General features: G+C 71.5%; 20 protein-coding genes. 8 read left to right on the top strand and 12 right to left on the bottom strand.

Annotation, left to right across the window (positions count from 1 at the left end; genetic code table 11):
* Nucleotides 1-544 precede the first annotated feature (544 nt).
* Complete coding sequence (locus B085_RS0105530; RefSeq protein WP_018557569.1) at nucleotides 545-1,480, top strand: SDR family NAD(P)-dependent oxidoreductase; 936 nt, start codon at nucleotides 545-547, stop codon at nucleotides 1,478-1,480.
* A 196-nt stretch (nucleotides 1,481-1,676) separates the two neighbouring features.
* The gene (locus B085_RS0105525; protein ID WP_199789152.1) at nucleotides 1,677-2,333 is read left to right on the top strand and encodes a TetR/AcrR family transcriptional regulator; all 657 of its coding nucleotides are present in this window, start codon (nucleotides 1,677-1,679) and stop codon (nucleotides 2,331-2,333) included.
* A 287-nt stretch (nucleotides 2,334-2,620) separates the two neighbouring features.
* Here the strand turns inward: B085_RS0105525 and B085_RS0105520 are convergent, their stop codons facing one another.
* Nucleotides 2,621-4,033 carry a helix-turn-helix domain-containing protein gene (locus B085_RS0105520; protein ID WP_018557567.1) on the bottom strand — a complete coding sequence of 471 codons (1,413 nt, stop codon included), beginning with the start codon at nucleotides 4,031-4,033 and terminating at the stop codon, nucleotides 2,621-2,623.
* Nucleotides 4,034-4,268: 235 nt separating this feature from the next.
* On the opposite strand from B085_RS0105520, the gene B085_RS0105515 reads away from it, so the two are divergent.
* From B085_RS0105515 to B085_RS0105505, 3 genes are all read left to right on the top strand, one after another.
* A complete protein-coding gene (locus tag B085_RS0105515; RefSeq protein WP_018557566.1) occupies nucleotides 4,269-4,790 on the top strand; it encodes a hypothetical protein in 522 nt (173 codons plus the stop codon).
* A gap of 1,203 nt (nucleotides 4,791-5,993) precedes the next feature.
* Entirely contained in the window at nucleotides 5,994-6,491 is a 498-nt protein-coding gene (locus tag B085_RS48440; RefSeq protein ID WP_234018497.1) for a hypothetical protein, read from the top strand.
* A 135-nt stretch (nucleotides 6,492-6,626) separates the two neighbouring features.
* Nucleotides 6,627-7,133, top strand: a complete 507-nt coding sequence (locus B085_RS0105505; RefSeq protein ID WP_158689663.1) for a DUF1153 domain-containing protein — start codon at nucleotides 6,627-6,629, stop codon at nucleotides 7,131-7,133.
* A gap of 367 nt (nucleotides 7,134-7,500) precedes the next feature.
* Here B085_RS0105505 and B085_RS0105500 read toward each other — a convergent pair whose 3' ends face one another.
* A complete protein-coding gene (locus tag B085_RS0105500; protein ID WP_018557564.1) occupies nucleotides 7,501-8,235 on the bottom strand; it encodes a hypothetical protein in 735 nt (244 codons plus the stop codon).
* A 1,837-nt stretch (nucleotides 8,236-10,072) separates the two neighbouring features.
* Here B085_RS0105500 and B085_RS0105480 point away from each other — a divergent pair.
* The 3 genes from B085_RS0105480 (at nucleotide 10,073) to B085_RS0105470 (ending at nucleotide 13,336) form a co-directional block, all read left to right on the top strand.
* Nucleotides 10,073-11,296, top strand: a complete 1,224-nt coding sequence (locus tag B085_RS0105480; RefSeq protein WP_018557560.1) for a sensor histidine kinase — start codon at nucleotides 10,073-10,075, stop codon at nucleotides 11,294-11,296.
* Nucleotides 11,293-12,024 (top strand): response regulator, encoded by a 732-nt coding sequence (locus tag B085_RS0105475; RefSeq protein ID WP_051101954.1) that lies wholly within the window; start codon nucleotides 11,293-11,295, stop codon nucleotides 12,022-12,024. Before B085_RS0105480 ends, B085_RS0105475 begins: the two co-directional genes overlap by 4 nt.
* A gap of 112 nt (nucleotides 12,025-12,136) precedes the next feature.
* Nucleotides 12,137-13,336, top strand: coding sequence for a serine hydrolase domain-containing protein (locus B085_RS0105470; RefSeq protein ID WP_018557558.1), 1,200 nt, complete (start codon nucleotides 12,137-12,139; stop codon nucleotides 13,334-13,336).
* Between the two features lie 130 nt (nucleotides 13,337-13,466).
* Here the strand turns inward: B085_RS0105470 and B085_RS0105465 are convergent, their stop codons facing one another.
* The 10 genes from B085_RS0105465 to B085_RS0105420 form a co-directional block, all read right to left on the bottom strand.
* On the bottom strand, nucleotides 13,467-14,396 hold the full coding sequence (locus tag B085_RS0105465; protein ID WP_018557557.1) for a S66 peptidase family protein: 930 nt from the start codon (nucleotides 14,394-14,396) through the stop codon (nucleotides 13,467-13,469).
* Nucleotides 14,397-14,483: 87 nt separating this feature from the next.
* Nucleotides 14,484-15,653: a M20/M25/M40 family metallo-hydrolase gene (locus tag B085_RS0105460; RefSeq protein WP_018557556.1), complete on the bottom strand. Its 1,170-nt coding sequence runs from the start codon at nucleotides 15,651-15,653 to the stop codon at nucleotides 14,484-14,486.
* Nucleotides 15,646-16,485, bottom strand: a complete 840-nt coding sequence (locus tag B085_RS0105455) for a M55 family metallopeptidase (protein ID WP_018557555.1) — start codon at nucleotides 16,483-16,485, stop codon at nucleotides 15,646-15,648. The genes B085_RS0105460 and B085_RS0105455 overlap by 8 nt, the downstream gene beginning before the upstream one ends.
* Complete coding sequence (gene menC / locus B085_RS0105450) at nucleotides 16,482-17,636, bottom strand: o-succinylbenzoate synthase (protein ID WP_018557554.1); 1,155 nt, start codon at nucleotides 17,634-17,636, stop codon at nucleotides 16,482-16,484. The genes B085_RS0105455 and menC overlap by 4 nt, the downstream gene beginning before the upstream one ends.
* A 32-nt stretch (nucleotides 17,637-17,668) precedes the next feature.
* The gene (locus B085_RS45465) at nucleotides 17,669-18,463 is read right to left on the bottom strand and encodes a hypothetical protein (RefSeq protein WP_018557553.1); all 795 of its coding nucleotides are present in this window, start codon (nucleotides 18,461-18,463) and stop codon (nucleotides 17,669-17,671) included.
* A 56-nt stretch (nucleotides 18,464-18,519) separates the two neighbouring features.
* Complete coding sequence (locus tag B085_RS0105440; protein WP_018557552.1) at nucleotides 18,520-19,548, bottom strand: ABC transporter ATP-binding protein; 1,029 nt, start codon at nucleotides 19,546-19,548, stop codon at nucleotides 18,520-18,522.
* Nucleotides 19,545-20,585 carry an ABC transporter ATP-binding protein gene (locus B085_RS0105435; RefSeq protein WP_051101983.1) on the bottom strand — a complete coding sequence of 347 codons (1,041 nt, stop codon included), beginning with the start codon at nucleotides 20,583-20,585 and terminating at the stop codon, nucleotides 19,545-19,547. Before B085_RS0105435 ends, B085_RS0105440 begins: the two co-directional genes overlap by 4 nt.
* 5 nt (nucleotides 20,586-20,590) lie before the next feature.
* Complete coding sequence (locus B085_RS0105430) at nucleotides 20,591-21,556, bottom strand: ABC transporter permease (protein ID WP_018557550.1); 966 nt, start codon at nucleotides 21,554-21,556, stop codon at nucleotides 20,591-20,593.
* Nucleotides 21,553-22,611: an ABC transporter permease gene (locus B085_RS0105425; RefSeq protein WP_018557549.1), complete on the bottom strand. Its 1,059-nt coding sequence runs from the start codon at nucleotides 22,609-22,611 to the stop codon at nucleotides 21,553-21,555. The genes B085_RS0105430 and B085_RS0105425 overlap by 4 nt, the downstream gene beginning before the upstream one ends.
* Before the next feature lie 3 nt (nucleotides 22,612-22,614).
* On the bottom strand, nucleotides 22,615-24,462 hold the full coding sequence (locus B085_RS0105420) for an ABC transporter substrate-binding protein (protein WP_018557548.1): 1,848 nt from the start codon (nucleotides 24,460-24,462) through the stop codon (nucleotides 22,615-22,617).
* Nucleotides 24,463-24,575 lie beyond the last annotated feature (113 nt).

Below are 24,575 nucleotides of genomic sequence, written 5' to 3'. Positions count from 1 at the left end.
CAACAGTGCGTGCGAGGCTCGCGGACAACGGCGACTGGTCGTGCCCGAGCTCGACCTGCCGCAGTCGAGCGGTTGCATTCACGCCGCGAGGTGAGTCCCGAGGGTGGCCCGCATCCGCAAACCGAGGGGTCGAAGTTCCCGGAGTTCTGCCGCTACTGCGCGCCCGGCGTTGGCACCGCCGCACGCCGCGCATCGTTCCGACCAGCCGGTCAGCACCGCCTTGCGTCCAGGGACAGGCCTGGCGTGGGCGGCATCGAGCAGCGGACGTCGTCCCGGAGCATGTCGGCGAGCCGGCCGATGTCGGTGGCCACACTGGGGTCCGTGAAGCGACGTACCAGCTTGCGCGTCCCACCGATGTCCCTGCTCAGGTTCTTCCCCAGGCCCCGCCGCGTCGTGGCGGGGCCGAGTCGCAGGCCAGCACGCCGTACTCAGAATCAAAGTCTGAACACGGTGTATGGTTTCTTCTGTGATGCCTTGGCCGAGGCGGTGAGAGACGTCACCGGCCGGGCCAGGAACCAGTTCTTTTTGAAGGCAGGGCACATCCATGACGCTGATAACCACCCCGTTCGGGATGCGGGCCACCGCCGCTGAGGTACTCGATGGAGTCGATCTCAGCGGGCGCCGGATGATCGTGACCGGAGGGGCGTCCGGCCTCGGTGTCGAGACGGTGCGCGCGCTCGCCGGGGCGGGAGCGCAGGTCACGATCGCCACCCGGAACCCCGCTGACGCCGAGCCGCTGGTCAAGGAGCTGCCGGGCACGCGGGCCGTCGCACTCGATCTCGCCGACCTGGCCTCCGTCCGTGCCTTCTGCGACGGCTGGAGTGGGCCGCTCGACGGCCTCGTCGCCAACGCCGGCGTGATGATGCTCCCGACGCACAAGGTCAACGCACAGGGCTGGGAGATGCAGCTCGCCACCAACTACCTCGGCCACTTCGCCATGGCGGTCGGTCTGCACACCGCTCTGCAGGCGGCCGAGAAGCCGCGCGTGGTCGTGCTCAGCTCGGGCGCCCAGCTGCGGGCGGGGTTCGACTTCGACGACCCCCAGTTCGAGCGGCACCCCTACGACGCGTTCGCCGCCTACGCGCAGTCGAAGACCGCGGACGTGCTGCTCGCCGTCGGAATCAGCCGTCGGTGGGCCGAGCACGGAATCACCGCCAACGCCTGCGCGCCGGGGTGGATCCACACCAACCTGGCCCGCCACATGGACAAGGCGACGATGCAAGCCATCGGTGCCATGGACGCGGACGGCAACCTGCTCACCCCCGACTACTTCAAGACCCCGGCCCAGGGAGCCGCCACCACGGTGCTGCTGGCCGCCTCACCGCTCCTCGACGACGTGACAGGGCGGTACTTCGAGGACAATCAGGAATCACCGGTCGTCGATGGTGGTCCCGACGTGATGGCGGGTGTCGCGAAGTGGTCGGTGGACCCGGCCGCCGCGGACCGGCTGTGGGACTACGCCCTCCCTGTGGTGCGCTGACCCGGAGACCGCCGTGCACAATGGGGGGCCGACCCGACGCCCGCGCGATCCGTCGGCAGGTCCCCCATCGGCACGTGGCCGCTCCCACCTCGGGAAAGGTGGGGCGGCCGCTCCGGAGGATCACAGCCACCCCATCACGGACCTCCTTCGCCGAGCCGGGTCGATCCGAGGCACGACACACCCTGGAGGACGCCTGATGAGACCCGTGACCCGACGCCAGGCCGACAGCTACGCCGCGCGTTCGGCCGCGACCCGGACTCAGGTGACGTCCACCCTGGAGCGGCTTCTCGATTCCGGTACGGCCTTCTCCGACATCAGCGTCCAGAAGCTCCTGGAGGAGGCGGGCGTGTCGCGGGCCACGTTCTACGCGCACTTCCAGAGCAAGTCCGATGTTCTGGTGCGGCTCACCGACGGCCTGCGAGAGTCGCTGCTGGCACTGGCACGACAGTGGGACCCAGCCGCCGGCGAGGACGGGGCCGACCGCTTCGCCCGGTTCTTCGAGGACGTCATCAGGATCCACCGCGCCCATCATGGCGTGATCACCGCCGTCCGGGAGGCGGCGGCGTACGACTCCGCGGTGGGCGACTTCTACACCGCCAATCTCGAAGGCTTCGAGGAGACGACGCTGCGCACGGTGCTGTCCGAGCAGGCCGCCGGCGCGACGACGGCGGACCTCGACGCCGTCTCCGCGAGCCGGATCATCGTCTGGGGCGGCGCCCAGGCGATCGCGCACCACATCCAGGTCGACGACGGCAGTCGTGACGCGGCCTTCGCCCGCGAACTCGCTCGGATCTGGTGGTACGGCGCCTACCGCCGCCCCACGGAGGCCGGACAGGGCACGGGGCGCGAATGAATCTTACGAGCCGAAGTCTTCCGGCCTTCGTCGCCGACCGGGCCGACGCCTTCGACGCGGCTTTCCCCCACGACGCCCCGGCCCGCCAGGACGCGCCGCGCTGCATGCTGCCGGGGCGGGTTCACCGGGTGGGCTCTGCGTCCGGCGTTCGGCGTCCGGTGTTCGGGGTGCGGAGTGGTCATCCGGATCTGGACGGCACGCGGGAACCCCGGCGCCGAGCCGTGTGTCCAAGCCTTCCGTCCTGGCTCTGATTCGGGGCAGGCGGCTCGGTGCGTGGTCGGTTCTGCTCAGCTTGTGAGGGGGGTCCAGCCGTCACGTGCGTACCAGTAGCGCGGCAGGCCCTCGATGCTGCTGGTGCGGAATGCCAGGCCGTGGTCGTCGATGCGCTCGGTGCCGGTGTGGCCCTGTGAGGACCAGTCGAGTTCCAGGTACCAGCGGCAGTCGCAGTGGGCCGTTCGGGCATCGACCAGCAGTACTTCGGGGTCCTTTGAGGACACCCGGTAGGGCATGCGCAGCGCAGGGGTGCTCGTCGCGTGCTCACTGCCCGGGGACGGACGGGCGATCGGTCGGTCCATGTCCAGGTTCACGGTGAACGAGCGGGGGCTGATGTCGCTGCCGCAGCCCTGGCCTGTGGAGTAGACGGTGCCCTTCACCGGTGCGGCCCGCCCCACGACGCGGACCCGCAGGGCTTCCAGGACGACGGCTGCGTCGGTGCGCCCCTGCACCGAGATGCCCACGATTGTGTGGCCGCCGTGCACCGCTCCTTGCGTACGCGCCCATGGGGCGGCGTCTTGCGGGACCGGGGGCGGCGGCACCTGCTGGGGTGTCTTGTCGATGACGTAGTCGTGCAGGCAACCGAGTTCCCAGAGCTGGGAGTTCGCGGTCCAGGTGAGAGGCGGGGCGGCGGGGACGGCCGTGGCGGAGGAGTTCATGGACGGGCCCGGCGATGGGTTGCCCGCGGCGGGTGTCTTAGGCGAGGGCGTGCCGCGCGGTCGGCTGCGCGTGGGGGTGACGGGTGGGGACGGTGCCGTGTGGCCGTGTCCTGCGCCCGCGCTCTTCGTGGTCGTCGTATCGGACGCCTGGTTGTCACCGGTGGTCCAGGAGAGCCCGGACGGCAGGGCGGCCAGGGTGCCCAGGGTGGCGATCAGCGCGGTCACGACAGCTGCGGTGACCGCCGTGCGGCGCCTGCGCCGGGGCGGCCGCGAGGCGGGGCGCGGCGCAGGGTCGTGCTCGTGAGACGGGTCGGCAAGGCGCTCTGCGGTGGTCTGCCGGCGGTCGTGCGGGGGGCCCGACGCTTCTGCGGGCGCCGGGTCGGCGGCCGTCGTGGAGACGGAGTCGGCGGCCGCAGCGGTAGCGGGCTGGTCCGCCCCGGGCGCCGAGGGGCTTTCGCCGTCGGCCGGGCGGCTCACGGCGTCCTCCGTGACGGACTCGGTCGCCGTGCGGGACCGTTGCCGTGCCGCCACCGCCAGGACCCACCGCCGGTGCAGCTCGATCCGTTCGGCGGCACTGGCCTGACACATCGCGGCGAACCGTTCCACGGGTGCGAAGCCGAGCGGCACGGCGTCCCCCGCGCAGTACCGGTGCAGCGTCGAGGCGTTCATGTTCAGGCGGCGCGCGAGTGCCGCGTAACTGCGGTCGGTGCGGGCCTTCAGATGCCGCAGCAGCGCCGCGAATTCCTCCACCTCGTCCTGGGACGGCACCGCTTCCCCCTGTCTCGTGTCCCAGGACGGCATCCCAGGCACTCCCTATAAGGAGAGGTCAACAGGCCTGGGACGGTTCCACCGTTGCGGATGGGGCTCCGTGCGTTGTGCCCGGACCGCGCCGGCGCCGACGCTCGTGGTGTCGCCGGAGCCGCCCCTGCACCAGGTGGGTCGAGGGAGCTGCCCCGCGAACAGCGACGCACGTCCGAACCCATCGAATCGGGGAAGCACACTGATGAAGAGCAACACGACCACCCGCAAGCACGTCCGCCGCACCGCTTTGATCGCAGGTGTCGTCGCCGCCGTGGCCCTCCCGCTGGGGCTCACGTCGTCGGCACAGGCGTCCGCCCCTGCCCCCGCCAAGGTGTCCGCCGTCGCACCGCGGTCGGTCAGCGGCACCCCCGGCCAGGCGATGACCCGGGTCGCGGACTTCTACGGCGCGTACATCGACGCGAAGGGCGACTACGAGGACCCGGACGGCACCCTGGCCACGGTTCTTCGCAATCACTACCTGACGCCCGACTTCGCCCGGCGCCTGGCGGCCTGGGAGGAGGAGAACGGGGTGGACGGCGTCCTGCGCGCCCAGAACGTCCCGGCGCGCTGGACCGTGACCGACAACGGCGCTGTGGGCAACGGCCACGAGGTCATCGTCACGCTGACCTTCGGCAGCGGGGGAACGACGCAGAAGATCAAGCTCTTCGTGCTGCTGGAGCGGTACGACCACATCGTCGGCATCAGCACCGCGAGCAGCGGCTGACGGCACAACCGTGCCGCCGGGTGCCTCCCGGCCCGGGCCTGGGCCCCAGGACGGGAGGACGGATGCCCTACCGGGACCGGGTACCGTCCCGCTCTCGATCTTCGGGGGCGCCTGCCCCCGGGCGGCCGCCCTGCCCACACAGGCTCCACCGACTGCTCGGGCGCGTCGTGACGCGATCGGCGTACGGCGTCGGTGCGACACGGTGAACGGTGGCGCGGCCGGCAGACACCCTCTGTCGGGACGATGAGCAGGAGGACCACGAGGGGCCCGACCGCAGCGCGGTGGGGCCCCTCACCAGTGCCGTCTTCCGCGTCCGTCGTCGCCACGCCGCTGCGGGACCGGCCCTGGCTCGCTCGCCTGATCCGGCGTGCTTCCTGGCGCCACTGTTCGGCGGCCGGCTTTCCGGCCGTTGTGCGGCTGTAGGGGAACGCCCGGGCCGGGTTCATGCCGTTCCCGCAGTTCGGCGAGGGTATCCGCCTCCATGGCACCACGAACGCCCGGCGAGCCGGTCAGCGCGTGCAGATCTGCCGCAAACAACCCGGGAGTACGCGGCCCACACGGCGCGCGTCGCTGCCCCGCACTGCCCTCGCCGCCGTCGGCCTCCCCCGTGAAGAGGAGAAGCCGGTGGGGTGTTGCGTCAGGCGGTGTCCGTGATGCCGTTCTGGAGCCGGTCCGCAGGCACGACGCCCGGCCGGCCCGCGGTTTTCCGCGCCTTTCGGTGACGCCCCGCTCGATCGGGTTCGTCCCGCCGACAACGACCGCGCTCTGGCTGTCCCAGCCGTGCGCCCCCCGCGGCCGGCTGTCTGCCGCAGCCCGCGCCGTGATGACGGGGCGGTACGACGCCGCCGCGCGACCGCGCGGAGTCTGAACGCTCTTTTCGCCCACGTCAAGTCCCGTGTTGTCGGAACGTGACCCCGGCACTGTGGCCGGGCCTAATGGAGATACGGGCCTCGCCGGACAGGAAATACGAGGCAGGCCCCGGCAGCAGGAATCAACGACCAAATTTCCCGTTGTCGGTCCGGATATTTCTCCGGCAATCCCATTGAATTCTCTTTTCTGAGGAGTTCCGTCATGTTTCACAGCACTCAGAGTTCTGGTCAGGTTCGTTCCCCGCGGCGTGGGCTTCGAGCGGTGGTGCTCTTCGCTTCGGCTGGTTTGATCTCCGGAGCCATCGCACTGCCGGCCTCGGCGGCGACGGTGGAGGTGAGCAGGAGCACCACCGCCGCGGCAGCTGTGGTGACCGACGGCGGAAAGGGCGGCGAGGGCGGCGCGGGGGGCAGCAGCGTGTTCGGTCCCGGCGGGTCCGGTGGCTCCGGTGGTTCCGGCGGGGGCAGCGTCTTCGGCAACGGTGGGGCGGGTGGGACCGGTGGTGCCGGTGGGGGCAGCGTCTTCGGCCCCGGCGGGGGCGGCGGTGGCGGGGGTGGCGGCGGCGAAAGCGTCTTCGGGAACGGAGGCAGGGGCGGCAACGGTGGTTCCGGCGGGGGCAGCATCTTCGGCAACGCCGGTAACGGCGGCGGCGCGGGCTCCGGTGGGGGCAGCGTCTTCGGCGCGGGAGGTGGCGGCGGCAACGGAGGCTCCGGCGGGAACAGTGTCTTCGGCGACGGCGGGAACGGCGGAAAGGCCGGCGGCGGTGGCGGCAGCGTCTTCGGCCCCGGTGGCTCCGGCGGTGTCGGTGGCGCCGGCGGGATCAGCATCTTCTGAGCACCCCTTGCGATCCCCTGGCGACCCGTTGCGGACGGCCCGCACCCTCCGTGAGGTGCGGGCCCCGCACCCTCAGTCCCGTCCCGGCCTGGCCCCTGGGGCCGGGACGGGACCCGAAGTCCCTCTCCGACGGATGTGGAGAAGCCGATGCAGTCACATCGTGTATGGAAGCGTCCTTTGGCCCTGGTGGTGATGGCGGCCGCGGTCGCCGGTGGCGGTGCCTGCTCGTTCCAGGGCTCGTCCTCAGAAGCATCGCCCGCACAGACCCGCCACGACGGCAGCCCAGGCGGGGACGGTGCTCGCGGAAGCGACTCCGTCACCGGTCTTCTGGCGGGCTGCGCCCGCGGCGGGGAAGGCGGCCAGGGCGGCCGGCCCGGCGAGCCGGGGCAACCGGGCCGGCCGGGCGAGCCGGGTGGGGCCGCGTGTCTGCGGCTCGCTGACCTGCCGTCCGAACCCGCAGAGAGGCTGTCGGCGGTGGACAAGGCGCGGATCGTCCTGACCGTGACGTCCGGCCGTGCCACCCGCGCCGAGGTCGCCGAGAAGTACAAGGTGCCCGAGAAGACGTTCGACATATGGAAGGAACAGGTTCTGGACGGAGACTGGCTCGGGTTGTCCGGCCAGGGTTTCCCCTTCTCGACCTGATGTCCCCGGCGTGCGGGCGACCGTGAGCCCCGAACCCGCCGATATGCCCCGGCCCGGTGCGGCCGGGGCATTCGGATGCGACGCCGTCGAACGAGTCATCAACCGGCTCAAGCAATGTTCGGCAACGTTGCGGTCCTTCAATTGAACGGCATCGAAGACTGGGGGGCGCGTGGTCGGGTGCCTGCCGATCCCCGTTGCCGCCGGTTGGCCCGACATCAAGTCGGTGCGGGTCGCCGCGGTGGAGCGGACCGGGCCGGTCGCCTGTCCGGCTGCGACGGGCAGCGGCTCCCGTACCTACGCCGGGTGGGGGACCGCTGTCGTGTCCGGGGTCAGGGCAGGCGGGCAAGGGACCTTGGCGGCGGCCTGCTCAGGTGAGGTGTGCGTCTGCTGCTTTTCTCGCCACGTAGACGGTGTTGGCCGCTGTGCCTGATTGGAGCGGGTTGTCGAATTCGACGACGTGGGCTTCCGATTCCGCGAAGACTTGTGTGAGTACGGCGGTGAAGTTCTCGTCCGGCGCGTCGTTGGACCACAGGGCGAAGATGCCGCCCGGGTGGAGGTGTTCGGCGAGTGCGCGTAGTCCTGCGGGTTGGTAGAGCGCGGCGTGGCGTGGGTGGAGAACATGGCGTGGTGAGTGGTCGATGTCGAGCAGGATGGCCTGGAAGAGACGGTCCGGTGTCCGGGGGTCCAGTCCGTGCGGGTCGCCGGCCATCGCGAAGAAGTCACCCTGGACGAGCCGGCAGCGGGGGTCCGACGCCAATCGGGCGCCGAGCGGCACCATGCCGCGTTGATGCCATTCGATGACCTCGGCAAGCGCCTCGACCACGACGAGCGAGCGCACCCGTGGGTCGTCCAGTGCCGCCTTTGCCGTGTACCCGAGGCCGAGCCCGCCCACTGCGACGTCCAGTTCGGTACCCGGTGCTTCGGCCAGGCCGAGTCGGGTGAGGGCGATCTCGCCTGCGGTGAAGAGGCTGGACATCAGGAACTCGTCACCGAGCTTCACCTCGTACACGTCGTTGCCGGTCTCCGGGTCTCGCCGACGGCGCAGACTGATCTCGCCCATGGGCGTCGGGCGCCAGTCGATCTCCTCGAAACGCGCGCTCATCGGTTGACCTTCCTCATCACCGGTGCCGGCGAGCTGCGTGGCCGGGCCATCGCAGGTCGTGGTGACGATCCGTGTGACGCATCGAACGGGGGCACCGCCCGCAGCTTATGCCGCCCGGTGAATCCGCAGCCATGGTGAAGGCCTTCGGGATGGCGGCGTGTCGCTGCACCATGTGGTCGGGGGGCCGCTTTCGCAAACCCGCGAGGAGAGGCACCCGGTGCCCGCCCATTGACGCGAGTCCGTCTGGCCCCCGGCACCGGACACCAACACGGCATACCCCACCTCCCCGCAGCCGGCGGTGGGAACGTCGCCACTGCCGACAGCGTGGGCACTTGGAAGGTTCGGCCCTTGAGAACGCCATTTCCGTGGGCTCGAGCGGTGCCGCACGACTTCCAGTAGGACTGACTCGGCGCCTCGGGACATGGCCAATGCCGAGCCGTGATGCGTGGTGGAGGGGTTCCGATCGTGCAGCAGACCTGAGTGACGGTTGAATGAGGTGTGCCCAAGAGCGACGACTACGCGAGAACGAGCGCCAGACTGACCATGTGGGGGTGCCTTGCCGGGATGGTCGCGGCTCTCGCCATTCCAGCGTTGATCTTCGTGGGCGTCCTGCTGTGGGGGATGCCGACCCCGTAGAATTCCGTGGCTGTCAGACCCCGGGTCGGCGTGGCCGGGACGGTCGCGCGTGGAGCGGGGCAGGCGCTATTCCACTTCCCCGCCCACAAGTACCAACTCCACGAGTGCCGGCAAGTAGGGCATCAGAAGGACGATCGCGGCACCGGCAACGAGCGCAAGTATCAGCAGGATCACGCCTGCAGATCCACGAACGCCAAGGGGTACGTTCGCAGTTGGGTCTTCGTCAGTCACAAGCCCTCGCCGAAGGTTCCTGGCCGGTGTCCCCTCGATCCTGCCTTGGCGCGCGGGCCTCCGCCAGAACATGCGGGAGGTCAAGGAGAATCGCGGTTGCGCAGGGGGACACGCCGCCCACTACGTCCGAGGTGGGGAATCCACAGGTCAGGCCGCTGATCGTCCCGCCTCGCTCCTGAAGCGGCGGTACCAGAACCCGTTTGCGACCGCGCGTCCTCGAGCGGTCGGTACGGCGTCGGCGCTCTCTGCACCCGACGACTCACAGCACGCCGTCATACGGATGAGCAACGACGAAGATCACGTATGCTACCGCGGCTCCGCTTCCGGTCAGGGAAAGCGCAATGCCGGCTGTAGCCCGAGACCTACTCGCCTGTGTACGTACTGCTGCCCGGAATTCGATGACGCCTCGTACCAGACCGGCCATCCCACCCCGCTCGAGCGCGGCCGCGGGATCTCCGCCCGGCTCGGAGCCGGTTCCGGCGGGGCGCGTTCCGTGGACGTCCACACGGCCCGGCGGGTGCTGCGTCACCTGCAACACGTGGACGAGAGCATCCAGGGGCTTGCCCGGACCTTGGAACTGCCCGTCCGTGACGCCCCGTAGAGCGGGCACCGCCAGGTCCTCGCCCAGCGGTGCGAACGGCTGCCGGCGCCGTGGCCCCTCGCGGGCTCGAGGGCCGTGAGATATTCCGCTTCCCGCGGTCACCGTTCGCGGCAGGTCGACGTACCGGGCCCGAGCCTGGCAAGGTCAGCACCGGCATTCACGGCGCAGGGGAGCGGAAGTGGCAGGGACGAGCGGCCGCACGGCGAGTGGGAAGCGGGGTCCGCAGGCCGTTCGTTCGGACACCGCGGACCATGCGCGTGTCCGGGACGACGGGCGCCGCGGCGGGTTCTGGGACCGGATCACCGCGGTGTACCCGGCCCGACAGGGCCGGGAGGCGGCGCGGTCCGGTCGGCCCGCCGGTACACCGTGATGGCAGCCCGCTGCTCGAGGCACTCGGCCTCCCGCCTTCGACTGCCGCTCGCCAACCCCTGGGTGGTGGACGCGGCGCTGATGCTGCTCGTTCAGGCGGCCGAGACGATCCCGTTCGTCGTGCCGCGTGCGCCGTCACTGCCGCCCGCCACCTGGGCGTCGTACGGTCTCACGACGCTGGGGGTGCTGCCGCTGCTGTGGCGGCGCAGGGCGCCGGTGACCGTCCTCGCCGCGGTCCTCGCCGCTCAGGTGCTCTACCGGTTCACGCTCGACGGGCCGGGGCAGCCCCTGCCGTACAACGCGTTGGTGGCGCTCTACACGGTCGCCGAGCTGACCCCGGCAAGGTGGCGGATCCCCGTGGGGGCGGGAACGCTGGTGCTGATCTTTCCGTCGGTGGCGCTGAACTCCGGTGAGGCCAGGGAGCTGCTGTTCTCGCTGTTCCTCTTCGGCGCGGCGTACGGATTCGGCCGTCTCACGCACACCCGGAAGGCCTACACGGCGGCCCTGGAGGACCGGGCGACCCAGCTGGAACGGGCGAACCGCATCGAGGCGGAGCAGGCGGCGGCGGCCGAACGGGCCCGGATCGCACGGGAGATGCACGACATCCTCTCGCACGCGGTGAGCCTGATGGTCGTGCAGGCCGAGGCCGGCCCCGTCGCGGTCCGCACGGCGCCGGAGCGGGCCGAGGCGGCCTTCGAGGCCATCTCCGAGACGGGACGGGACGCGATGACGCAGCTGCGCCGGATGCTGGGGGTGCTCAGGCAGGACACGGGAGCGCCGGAGCCCGCGTCCCGCAGACCCCTGCCCGCTCTCGCCGATCTTCCGCTGCTCGTGGAGCAGGTGGCCTCGGGCGGCCTCGCCGTCGAGTACGTGACCGTCGGCCTTCCGCGATCGCTGCCGCCCGCCACCGAGGCGACCGTCTACCGGATCGTGCAGGAGTCGCTGACCAACGTGGTCAGACACGCGTCGGCCGAATCCGCGACCGTGCGCGTGGAGTTGGGTGCCGAGACCGTGGAGGTCACGGTCACCGACAACGGCAGGGGAGCCCCGGTCGGCTCCGGGGGCCGGCCGGACAGGAGCACCGGGCACGGCCTGATCGGGCTGCGCGAGCGCGCCGCGGCGCTCGGCGGGACCGCCGAGACGGGCCCGGGCCCGGACGGCACAGGGTTCCGGGTGAGAGTGCGGTTTCCGCTGGCCGACGTCTTCACGGAGGTGGACGGGTGACCATTCGAGTGGTGGTGGCCGACGACCAGGAGCTGGTACGCAGCGGCTTCGCCATGATCCTCGACGCCCAGCCCGGCATCGAGGTGGTCGCGGAGGCGGCGGACGGCGCCGAGGCCGTGGAGGCCGTGCGACTCCAGGGCGCGGACGTGGCGCTCCTCGACATCAGGATGCCGGGCACGGACGGCATCGAGGCGTGCCGCGCCATCAGCACGGCGACCGACTGCCGGACGATCATGCTCACCACCTTCGACTCCGACGAGTACGTGTACGAGGCGCTGCACGCTGGGGCGAGCGGCTTCCTTCTCAAGGACGTCAGGCGCGACGACCTGGTCCACGCGGTGCGCGTGGTCGCCGAGGGCGATTCCCTGCTCGCCCCCACGGTGGCGCGCAAGCTGGTCGAGGAGTTCAGGAGCCGGCCCCGGCCGGCGTGGGCACCTTCCTCGGCCGCGCTCGACACGTTGACCACCCGTGAGCGCGAGACCCTGCTGCATCTGGCCCGGGGACTGTCCAACGCCGAGATCGCGGCCGCGCTGACGGTCAGCGAGCACACCGTGAAGACCCATGTCGGCAACGTGCTGGCCAAGCTGGGGCTCAGGGACCGCATCCAGGCCGTCATCTGCGCCTACGAGACCGGGCTCGTGACCGCGGGGGCACCGGCCGCCGCGGGGCTCCCGCAGACGATCCCTCGGCCGGGGGAGAAGGGGTCGCCGGATCCCCCGCGGGGGTGAGTCGAGGCCCGCAAGAAGACCGCTCGCCCGGGCGATCCCCTCGGGGGCTGTGATCAACAGGATGGCAGGCAACGGCGGCACGCGCCGTTTCCCGTCGTCAGGAGATCACCCGATGAACGCCCGCACCCGTACCGCCCTGGCCGTCCTCCTCGCCCTGAGTGCCGCGGCCTTCCCCGTGACACAGGCGGCGGTGGCATCAACCGCGCCGCCGTCGCCGTCCAGGTGTACCTCGGCCGCGGACCCGGGCGGGCTCGACACAGCGGCGTTGTGCGCGGCGCTCGGTTCCCTGCCCGACTCCGACACCACTGCCGCACTCGTACGCGTCGGTGGAACGGACGGCACCTGGCGCGGCAGCGCGGGCGTGCACGACCTGGACACCGGACGCCCGGCCGATCCCCGAGGCCGGTTCCGGGCCGGCTCGGTGACGAAGGTCTTCACGGCAGCGGTGGTTCTGCAGCTCGCCGCCGAGCGAAAGGTGGACCTCGGCGCGCCCGCACGCCGCTACCTGCCGGCTCTGGTCCCCGCGGCGTACGGGGACGTCACGGTGCGGCAGTTGCTCGACCACACGAGCGGCATCCCGGGGGCCGACATGCCGGGCGGCACCGTCGAGGAGGCCTACGCCCACCGATTCGATCTGCACCCGCCCGAGAGCATGGTCGAGAACGCGACCGCGAAGGCACCCGAGTTCGCGCCCGGCACGAAGCAGCACTACCTCAACATCAACTACACCGTGCTCGGTCTGCTCATCGAGAAGGTCACCGGACGCCCCTACGCCGAGGAGGTCGGCCGCCGCGTCCTGCGGCCGCTGCGGCTTCGGGACACCTCTTACCCCGGCACCGATCCGCGCATCGAGGGGCCCCACAACCACGGCTACCAGCGCTTCGCGCATGCCGACGGTACGACCGAGCTCCGCGACGTGACGATATGGGGCCAGACGGAGAGCTGGGCGGCGGGCGACATCATCTCCACCACCGCCGACCTGGAGCGGTTCCTGCGGGCGCTGTTCACCGGCCGCGTGGTGCCCCGGCCGCAACTGGAGGAGATGTTCACCCTGCCGGCGGCGTCGGTGCGCGAGTACGGTTCCGGCGCCCCCGCCTCCTACAGTGCTGGGCTGTCAGTGATCACACTCGGCGGCCGCGAGGTCTGGGGCAAGACGGGCAGCCGGTACGGCTACACCAGCGCCATCGCCGCCACCCGCGACCTGTCGCGCACGATGGTGCTCGACGTCGGAGCAACGGACGCGAAGGGCGAGGACATGAACTCCACGGAACTGGCCCTGATCGTGGCGGCGTTCGGCGCTCCGTCCGCTTGAGCGCGCCGGTGCCCTGACCCGTCACCCGGTGCCTGTGGCCTGCCCCTCCAGGGGCAGGCCACAGGCACCGGGGTCCTCCAGCCGTGGACTCCGGGCAGACCACACAAGGGAGTCGTCCGCCCGCGACGGCTCAAGCGAGCACGGGCTGCAGGAAGGTGAGGACGCCCGCGTCGGCGTCGAGCGCGGCCGGGGTGCCGATGGGGAACGTCTGCTGCGGTACGCCGTGGCCGATGTCGGCGCCGACCAGGACCGGGATGCCGAGGTCGCCGAGGCGGTCGTGGAGCAGCTCCTCGACGCGCTCGCGTGTGCCGCAGCCCGTGAAGGTGCCGCAGACGATGCCGGCGGCGCCGTCGAAGTACCCGCTGCGCCGCAGCTGGGTGAGGAACCGGTCGAGCCGGAACGTCTCCTCGTCCACGTCCTCCAGCAGGACGATGCCGCCGCGCGCGGGCAGTGAGGTGTCGGTGCCCAGGGAGCAGGCGAGCAGGGTGACCGTGCCCCCGAGTGTGACGCCCTCGGCGGTGCCGCCTACCAGGGCGCGGGAGTCGGGGAAGCGCAGTTCCTTGACGGATGCCGGGTCGGTGAGCAGCGTGGCGAGCCCGTCGAAGTCGGCCCGGCCCGGATGGAAGCCGCGGATGGCGGGCATCGGCCCGAACAGTCCTGTCCAGCCCAGCTTCACCGCCACCGCCTCCAGCAGCGCCGTCACGTCGGAGAAGCCGATGACGGTACGTGGGGTGGGCGTGCCGACGGCGTCCCAGTCGACCAGCTCCAGGGTGCGCTGGGCGCCGTAGCCGCCGGCCGCGCAGAAGACCGCCGTGAACGCCGGGTCGGTGAGTGCCGCGGTGAGGTCGCGGGCGCGCAGCGCGTCGTCACCGGCGAGGTACTCGCCGTCCGCCTGGGCGGAGGCGAACACCTCCGGCTGGAGGCCGAGTCCGCGCAGGGACTCGAGGCCGACCTTCAGGTTCTCCTGGTTGGGCGGCCCGCTGGCGGCGATGACGGCGACGCGGTCACCGGGCTTGGGCGCTGCGGGGCGGATGAGCCCCCCGACGGGCAGGGTGGGCATGCGGCTCCTTGGAAGAAGGGTGGGTGTGCGGAAGTGGCCGGCGGCCGGTGCCCGCGAGGGACGCTGCGCCGGACGCCGGTGCGGCGTTCAGTGGGTGTCGAGGAACGCGGCGATCAGCGCGGCCCTTTCCAGCAGGGAGGACAGCGAGGCGTGTTCGTCCTCGCCGTGGGCGCCGGCGCCCGCGGGGCCCAGGCCGTCGACCGTCGGGATGCCGAGCGCGCCGGTGAGGTTGGTGTCGCCGGCACCGCCGGAGGAGCCGATGGGCAGTTCCATGCCCAGTGTGGCGGCGAGCGCGATCAGTTCGGCCGCGAGGGGGTTTGCGGGGTCCATCGCCCAGGCCGGGCGGTGGGAGAGCAGCTCGGCGGACAGGGCGGCCCGCTCCCGCACCGCGGTCGGTTCCAGCAGGGCCCGGAGCAGCGCCTGTTCGGTCTCGGGCGTCGTGTAGCGCAGGCCGATCTCGGCCTCGGCGTGGTCGGCGACCACGTTGGCGCGGGTGCCGCCCGTGATCGTGCCGACGTTCAGTGCGGCGTCCGGGAGGGAGGTGGCCGTCGCCCGCAACCCGGTGAGCTGGTCGACGAGTTCGTCGATCGCCGAGACGCCGAGGGCGGCGTCGAGGCCCGCGTGGGCGCTGACCCCGCGCACGCTCAGCCGCACCCGGGCGACGCCACGCCGGCCGATCTTCAACGCTCTGCCTGGCAGTGGCGGTTCCAGACCGAGGACGGCGTGGGCGCCTTCGGCGTGCCGGGCCACGAGGCGGCTGCCGTCGGGACTGCCGATCTCCTCGTCGTTGACCACGACCAGGCGTACCGGACGCCTGGGCGAGGCGCCCGTGCGGGACAGCAGGTCCATGGCCAGCTCGACGGCCACCAGGGAGCCCTTCATGTCGAAGACTCCGGGACCGGTGACCGTGTCGCCGTCCTCGGCGAGGGCGAACGGGCGCCGGGAGATCGTCCCGGCCGGGAAGACGGTGTCGCTGTGGGCCACGAGCAGCGTGTGCCCCGCCTGCGGGCCGTCCCCCTCGTCGTCCTTCGCCTCGCGGCCGTTCCAGTACGCCACCAGGTGGGCGCCGTCCGGTCCCGGCGGCTGCCGGACGCTGTCGGCGGTGGCGGCGAGACCCGCGGCGAGCCGCTCGCCGAACACGGCGGCACGTCCGGCGTCGCCGGACGGTGTCTCCAACGCGACCAGGGTCTGCCAGCGTTCCAGGACCGGGTCGGCCATCGTGCGGGCCAGGGCGAGGAGTTCGTGCGGGTCAGCCATAGCAGTTCTCCACGGCAGAGGTGACCACCCGGGTCAGGGCGCGGAAGCAGCGGATCGCCTCGTACATCGTCGGCAGGGTGAACCGCACGGTCAGCGGGTCGGTCTGGACGACGCCCGGTATGTAGCTCGCGGCCGGCGCCAGGTGGGCGGCGTCGAAGGACACCTCGTAGGTGTAGCCCGCGGCGGGCGGGGCCGCCGGCCGGATGCCGGCGGGCAGGGACGCGAGGCCTTCCCGGGCGGCCTCGGTGATCCGGGGGCCGCTCACCTCGGGCGGCAGGCAGATCGCGGAGTAACGGTCCACACAGGTCTTCACCACGGCGTGGGCGGCGTGCGGTGCCCAGCCACGGGCGTCCTCGCAGCACAGGTCGTCGCCGGTGACCAGGACCACCGGGACGCCGTACTCGTCGGCGAGCAGCGCGTTCATGCGGCCCTCCGAGGCGGGCTCGCCGTTGATCCGCACGGCGGTGATGGTGTTGGGCAGGTAGGTGTGCGCGAGGACGCCCGGCTGGCCGGCACCGGTGTGGTAGCCGACGAAGGCCACCGCGTCCGGGGAGCGGTCGATGCCCTCCATCATGCCGAGCGGCTTGTGCGTGCCGATCAGCAGCGTGGCGCGTTTGTCGAGCCGGTCGAGGAGCAGGTTGCGCTGGTCGGCGTGGGCCTCGTTGACGAGGATCTCGGTGGCGCCGGCGGCGGCGAAACCGGCGACTGCGGCGTTGACGTCCGCGGTGAGGAACCGCCGGTTGTACTCCCAGCGGGCGTGACCGGGCTCGCAGTCGTCGGGGAAGGTGACGCCGGTGACGCCCTCCATGTCGGCGGAGATCAGGACCTTCATGCTGCCTTCTCCTCAGAGGTGGTGTGACGGGCGCGGGGACGGATGGTCCAGGTGCGCATGGTGTGCCGGCCCAGTTGGTCGAGGTCCACGTCGAGGCCGATGCCGGGCCGGGACCGGGGCACGGGGACCATGCCGTCCACGGCGCGGATCGCCGGCGTCACGATGTCCCGCCGGTAGTACTTGTCCGAGCCGGAGACGTCCGAGGGCAGGGTGAAGCCGGGCAGACCGGCGAGCGCCAGGTTGGCGGCCCTGCCGATGCCGAACTCGTGCATCCCGCCGCACCACACCGGCACCCCGGCGTCCAGGCACAGGTCGTGCACGGTCTTCGACGGGCCGATCCCGCCGAGCCGGGACACCTTGATGTTGACGACGTCGGCCGCGCCCAGGTGGAGCGCGGTGCGCAGCACGTCCGGGGTGGTGATGGACTCGTCCAGGCAGACCGGGGTGTCCAGGCGGGCGGCGAGCCGGGCGTGGGAGAGCAGGTCCGTCGCTGCGTACGGCTGCTCGATCATGAGCAGCCCGCGGCCGTCCAGCTCCGCCAGTACCGCCTCCTGCTCGGGCCGGTACGCGGTGTTGGCGTCGACCTGGAGGGCGACGCCGGGGAAGGCGTCCTGGACGGCGCGGACCGGCTCGAGGTCCCAGCCGGGGCGGATCTTCAGCTTGACGCGGCGGTAGCCGTCGGCCACGTGCCGGGATACCTGGGCGAGCAGCGCGTCGATCGTCGGCTCGATGCCGAGGCTGACCCCGGCGGGCACGCTGCGGGCGCCGGCGCCGAGCAGGTCCGCCAGCGGTTCTCCCCGCCGCTGGCCGTACAGGTCCCAGCAGGCCATGTCGAGGCCGGCTCGGGCGAAGTGGTTGCCGCTCACCCTGGCGGTGAGCCGGGCGGCGTCGTCGGGGTGGTCCCAGGGGCTGCCGAGCAGCATCGGGGCGAAGTACTCGCCCAGCACCTGCCAGCAGCTCCACGTGGACTCGCCGCAGTAGTACGGGTCGCTCGGAGAAGCGCACTCGCCCCAGCCGACGCTGCCGTCCTCGGCGGTCGCGCGGACCACGATGTGCTCCAGGTACGACTTGCGGTGCGAACTGGTCTCGAAGGAATGGACGAGATCGAGTCGGACCAGCGCCAGCTCGATCTCGGCAAGGGTGACGGTCATGTGTGCGGTCGTCCTACCGTGCGGGGCCCCGGTCAGGGGCGAGGGTCCGTGCCGTGTGCGGCGGCACGGGGGATGAAGCGATAAGCGGCGAGCCCGCCCGGCAGGCGTACGCAGGACACGAGCGTGCGGTCGGCGAGCAGCCGGGCGAACGCGTCGGTCAGGCGGCCGCGCAGCCGGGCGGCGTGCTCCGGCCCGGCTTCGGCGCGCAACCGGTGCCAGTCGTCGGGCAGCACCACGATCCGGTCGTCGCCGTCGTCGTACACCCGGCCGACGCTCCACCCGTCCGGGGGCGGCGGGGGAGCGGGCGCTTCCGGCCGTGCCGGGGTGTCCAGCCGCCAGGAGACGATGAAGCGGTCGGTGGACTCGCCGGTGGCGGCGCCGAAGCCCGAGGTGCCGTACATCGCGGGCTTGAAGGCGTCCACCATCGCGCCGAGCACGTCCAGGTTGAAGTGGGCGTTGCGGGTCTGCATCGGGTCGTACGCCCAGCGGATCAGCGTCGTCCCCTCGGCCAGGCAGCGGTCGCGCTGGCCGAGCTTGAGCAGGCGCCCGATGCCCAGGCCCTGGCGTTCCTGCGCCACCACGGCCAGCTGCGAGTACTGGTACAGGCGCGGGGCCTGCCCGTCGGCGCTCTGCTCCCGGGCGAGGAAGCTGTAGGTGAAGCCCACCAGCGCGTCCCCGAGGTAGGCGCCGACCACCAGGCCGCTGTTGTCCTGGAGGGCGGTCAGCAGGCGCGGGTTGAGACTGCCGTCGTCGCGGCGCAGCCCCATGACCTGCTCGTACAGTGCGACGCAGTCCGCCATTTCCAGCGGGCCGTCCACATCGCGCACGACCAGCGGCGGACCTTGCCGGGAGCGGGCGGCGGACCTCGGTGTCGCGGTCGAGTTCACGACGCGCCCGCGAGATGGCACGCGGCCTGACCGCCGGTCGGAGCCTGCGCGGGCAGGATCGGCAGCGTCCGCCGGTCGCAGCCGGCCTCCGCGCGACCCGGCGTGTCGAGGCCGGCCCACACCGGGCAGCGCGGGTGGAACCGGCAGCCCCCGGGTACGGCGGTCGGGTCCGGTGGCTCGCCCTGGAGGAGCTGGGGCCGCTCACCGCGCGCGCCCTCCGCCGACACCACCGACAGCAGCGCCTTGGTGTACGGGTGCTTCGGCGCGAGCAGGACCTCCTCCACGGTGCCCACCTCGACGATGCGGCCGAGGTACATCACGGCCACCCGGTCGGCGATGTTCCAGGCCAGGCCCAGGTCGTGACTGACCACCAGGGAGGAGAGGCCGAGGTCGCGGCGCAGGTCGAGGACGAGCTTGAGGATCTCGCCGCGTACGGAGGCGTCCAGCGAGGCCACCGGTTCGTCGGCGACGATCACCGAGGGTTCCAGCGCCAGGGCGCCCGCGATCACCACGCGCTGCTGCTGACCGCCGGACATCTCGTGCGGGAAGCGCGAGAGGAACTGCTCCGGAGGGCGCAGACCGGCCTTCGACAGGGCGGAGTGCACGCGCTGTTCGAGGCCCTCCTTCATCCGGTGCAGCCGGGGCCCTTCGGCGACCGCGTCGAACACGTTCTGGCGCGGGTTCAGGGCGCCGCCGGGGTCCTGGAGGACGAACTGGACCTCGCGGCGGTGCGCCTTGAGCGCGGCGCTGGTGTAGCGCAGCGGCACGCCGTCGTACAGCACCTCGCCGGACGTGGGCCTGACGAGTCCGGTCAGGGCCCGTGCCAGGGTGGACTTGCCGCAGCCTGACTCGCCGATCAGGGCGAGGATCTCGCCGCGTCCCAGCTGGAGGTCGACGCCGTCCACCGCCCGGGCGGGGCCGCGGCCGGCTCGTGGTGGATAGGTGATGTGCAGATCACGGACCTCCAGCGCGGGCGCCGTGTCCGCGGTGGGTCCGGTGACCGTGCCGATGGGGGTGGCTGTCATGAGCGGGCTCCTTCCGCGGACGGTCCGGTCGCGTCCGAGGCCGTGGCGACGTTCGGGAATCCGGGCAGCACCCGCAGGCACGCCGACTGCCGTCCGGGGCCGGCCGGCCACAGGGCGACGGGGGCGCCGTCGCAGACCTCGTGCACGTCGGGGCAGCGGGCGGCGAAGGGGCAGCCCGAGCCGAGCGCGGCCGGGTCGGGCGGGTCCCCGGGCAGCCCGGACGGTGCCATGCGCGAGGCGGGGTCCCCGATGGTCGGGAAGGCGCGGGACAGCGCCCGGGTGTAGGGGTGCCTCGGGTCGTCCAGGAGCAGGCGTGAGGGTCCGGACTCGACCAGCTCACCGGCGTACATCACCGCCAGCCGGTCGCACATCTGCCCGAGGACGGACAGGTCGTGGCTGATCATGATGACGCCGATGCCCTCCTCGCGGACCAGGTCCGTCAGCAGGTCCAGGATCTGGGCCTGCACCATCACGTCCAGCGCCGTCGTCGGCTCGTCCGCGATGATCAGGTTCGGGCGGCAGGCGAGCGCCATGGCGATCATGACGCGCTGGCGCTGCCCGCCGGAGAACTCGTGCGGGTAGCTGCGCATCCGCCGCGCCGGGACGCCCACCGACTCCAGCAGCTCGGCCGCGCGGGCGCGGGCCTGCTTCTCGGTGATCCGGCCACCCTCCTCGCCGGCCCGCCGGCCGTGCAGCAGGATCGGCTCGATCACCTGGTCGCCGATGGTGTGCACCGGGTTGAGGGCGGTCATCGCGCCCTGGAAGACCACGGAGGCCTCCGCCCAGCGCACCGCGCGCATCCGGCTCCACTTGGCGGTGAGCAGGTCCTCGCCCTGGTACAGCACCTGGCCGGTGACCTCGGCGGCGGCCGGCAGCAGCCGCAGCAGGCTCATCGCCAGGGTGGACTTGCCCGAGCCGGACTCGCCGGCCAGGCCGAGCGTCTGCCCGGCGTCCAGCGTGAGGTCCACCCCGCGCACGGCGGGCACCGTGCGCCCGCCGCCGCGGTACGTGACCTTGAGGTCCCTGACCTCCAGCATCGCGTTCACCGTGTCTTCACCGACCTCGGGTTGAGAATGGTCTCCACGGCGCGGCCGGTCAGGGTGAAGCCGAGGACGACGATCAGGATGGCGACGCCCGGCGGATACAGGTACCACCAGGCGCCGGAGGTGACGGCGCCGCCGCTCAGCGCCGAGTTCAGCATCGCGCCCCAGGAGATGCCGGTCGGGTCGCCGAGGCCGAGGAAGGTCAGGGTCGCCTCGGACAGGATCGCCGCGGCCACGGTCAGCGTGGAGGACACCAGGATCAGCGGGGTGACGTTCGGCAGGACGTGCCGCAGCATCACCTGCGGCCCGCCCGCTCCCAGCGCCCTGGCCCGTTCGATGAACGGCTTCGCCTCCACGGCCAGGGTCTGCGCCCGCACCAGGCGGGCCGTGGACGACCAACTGGTGACCGCGATGGCGATGGTGATGGAGGCGGTTCCCTGCCCGATCACCGCCGACAGCGAGATCGCGAGGGGCAGGCTGGGCAGGGCGATGAACCAGTCGGTGAGGTGCATCAGCGCCTTGCCGATCCAGCCGCCGTAGTGCCCGGCGACCAGGCCGACGGCGCTGCCGAGCGCCACCGTCAGCACGGTGGCCATCAGACCGATGGACAGGGAGGAGCGGGCTCCCCAGATGACCAGCAGCAGGATGGAGCGCCCCGCCTGATCGGTGCCGAGGGGGTAGCCGTCGGTGGGGGAGTGCAGGGAGGGTCCGTCCACCTTGATGACGTCGAGGTCGTCGCCGGTGATGAACAGCGGTGCGCACAGGGCGAGCAGGCCGAACACGACCAGGATGCCGAGGCCCGCCACCCCGGACCGGATGCGCACGAAGGACCGTACGAAACCGGTGGATCCGTTGCGGCGTGGCTTCGCAGCGACAGGTGCGACCGGTACGGCCGGGCCGGCGCCCGCCTGCGGTGCTGCGGCGACCGGTGCGTCGGTCTTGGTGAAGGGTTCGTGGTCGGTCACTGGGCACGCACCCGGGGGTCGAGGAAGCGGTAGATCACGTCGGCGAGGAGGTTCATGAGGATCACCGACGCGCTGAACACGATGAACGTGCCCTGCAGCAGTGGCAGGTCGGGGACCTTGAGGGCCTGGTAGCTGAGCTGACCCAGGCCCGGCCAGGAGTAGACGGTCTCCACGGTGATGGCACCGCCGAGCACGGTGCCCAGGTGCATGAAGATCATGGTGACCGAGGGGAGCAGGGCGTTCGGCACGGCGTGCCTGCGCCGTACGTCGTCGTCGCGCAGTCCCTTGGCGCGGGCGGTGAGCAGGTAGGGGCTGCCCAGCTCGTCGATGATCGACGAGCGCATGACGGCCACGTACTGGGCGAAGACCACCAGGACCATGGTCAGGCAGGGCAGGATCAGGTGCTCGGCCACGTCGAGGACGTGGTCCAGGCCGCCGGTGATCGCGGGGTCGGTCATGCCGCCCGCGGGCAGGAAGCCGGGGAACGGGCCGAGGCCGACGCTGAAGGTGATCAGCAGGATCATGCCGAGCCAGAAGGTGGGGACCGACCACAGCGTCAGTGAGGCGCCGGTGGCGATCCGGTCCAGCCAGCTGCCCTGCCGCCAGCCGGACCTGACACCCAGCCAGAGACCGAGCAGGACGGAGATCACGGTGGCGGTGCCCATCAGCAGCAGCGTCGGCCAGAGCCGGTCGCCGATGAGGGTGCTGACCGGCTGCTGGAACTCCCAGGAGGTGCCGAGGTGGCCGGTCAGGGTGTCGGTCACGAAATGGAGGAAGCGTTCCGGCACCGACTGGTCGAGGCCCAGCTGGTGCCGCAGCCGGGCCATCTGCGCGTCGCTGGTGGGACGGCCGCGGGTGATGGACTGGACGGGGTCGGACGGCATCAGGCTGAACAGGACGAAGCCGATGACGAGCGTGGCCAGGAAGCTGACCGCCGCGGCCGTCAGCTTCGTGACCAGGTAGCGCGCGAAGCCGGTGCCGTTGCGGCGCCCGCCGCCCGGGGCGCCGTCGGGCCCCGCCGCGACGGCGCCGGTGACGTCGATGGTGTCGGCCACGGCCTACTCGCGGTCGTCGGAGGAGGAGCGGCGGCGCGCCAGGAACACACCGCCGGCGGCCAGGACGACGACCACGGCCGCGGACACGCCGATCACCGTGCCGGAGTTGCCGCCGGAGGAGGAGGCCGAGGCCTTGACCGGGGCCGCGTTCAGGTACTGGGCGAAGGAGAACTGCGCGGGGAAGGCGCCGGCGGAGTCCGCCTTGCCCGTCACGATCCCGTCCACCCGGTCGGTGCGGTACGCGGCGAGGCCGCTGGCGTTGTAGATCATGATGTTCTCGTTGGCCTTGTAGAGGATCGCCTGCATCTGCTTCAGCAGATCGGCGCGCTCCCCGTCGTCGAAGGCGCTCTGCTGACGCAGGAACAGGTCGTCGTAGTCCTTGTCGCAGAAGAACGAGTCCGTGCTGCCGCCCTCACCCTTGCTGTCGGGCAGCGCCGAGCAGGTCTGGATGCCCAGCAGGTACGTCGGGTCCGGCCCGGTGGACCAGGAGTCCATCAGGATGTCCCAGTCGCCCTTGGCCAGATCGGCGTTGAGCTTGGAGGAGCTCATCGCCTGGATGTCGGCCTTGACCCCGATCTCCTTGAACCAGCCCGTGAGATAGGTGGAGACCTTGGCGTCCCCGTCGTCGTCGGAGTGGATTCCGAGACGGAACTCGAGCTTGCGCCCGGACTTCGGGTCGACCCGGATCCCGTCGGACCCCTTCTTGTAGCCCGCCTCGTCGAGGGTCGAGTTCGCCTTGTCCGGGTCGAAGCCGAACTTCTCCGATTCGGAGGGCTGCCAGGCGTACTGCGGGAGCGACGGCGGCAGGTAGCTGGCGCCGACCTGTGCCAGGCCGTCGCGGACCTTCTTCACGATCGTCGCCCGGTCGATGGCCAGGGCCAGCGCCTCTCGTACCTTGACGTCGCCGAGGGCCGGGTGGCCGGTGCCGATCTTCTTGCCGTCACGGGTGCGGGCGCCGCCGTTCACCTCGATACCGTTCCAGCGGTTGCCGACAGCCTCGAACGCCTTGATGCCGGACTGGCCCTTGAGGGCCTTGTACTGGGTGGGGTTGAGACCGCCGACGTAGTCGAGCTGGCCGGATCGCAGCGCGGCGACGGCGGCGTCCGTGTTCTTGAACGCCTGCTGGATCATGTGGTCGTACTTGGGCGCGCCGAGCAGGAAGTCCTTGTTCGCGTCGAACTTCACGTACTGCTCGGGCTTGTAGTCCGTCAGCGTCCACGGTCCGTAGCCGACGATCGGGTAGCTGTCGTTCTTGTAGGTCTTCAGATCCTTCACGTGTGATTCCCATATGTGCTTGGGCACGATCGGGATGCCGGACACCGGGATGCTGACCGAGAGCATGGTGGCCTGCGGCTTCTTGGTCCTGACGACCAAAGTGGTGTCGTCCGGCGCGGTGACCGAGGCGAAGTTGCCGACCAGCGAGCCGTTGGCGGTGGCCGCGGTGGAGTTCGTCATGATCAGGTTGAAGGTCCAGGCGGCGTCCTCGGCCGTGATCGGCTTGCCGTCGCTCCACTTCAGACCCTTGTGGATCTTGAAGGTCCAGGTGAGCTTGTCGCCGGAGGTCGTCCAGGAGTCGGCGAGGTACGGCTTGACGGTGCCGTCCTGCTCCACCGTGTCCAGCGTGGGATAGATGCCGGAGAACACGTCGAGGCTGCCCGCGAAGTAGGCGAGGAACGGGTTGAGCGAGTCGATGCCGATGCCCGTGATGGGCATCCGCAGCGTCTTGCCGCCGTCGTCGGCCGAGGCGGCGGGCGCGGCGAGCAGGCCCGCGGTGGTGCCGAGCAGCAGGGAGGCGGCCAGCGCGGCGGCGGCGGTGCGGCCGCTTCTGCGCGAGGGGCTGGACGTGGTCATCGTGAACTTCTCCAGGAGGTGCGGGCGGCCGGGGCCGCGTGGGGACGGGAAGGGGGTACGAGTGACGTACGGGCCGTGGGGGGCGCGGTGATCGGGTGTATATGGCATCTGTC

The sequence above is a fragment of the Streptomyces sp. BoleA5 genome (assembly GCF_000373665.1).
Lineage (GTDB): Bacteria > Actinomycetota > Actinomycetes > Streptomycetales > Streptomycetaceae > Actinacidiphila.
This window is presented reverse-complemented; position numbering and strand designations above follow the sequence as displayed.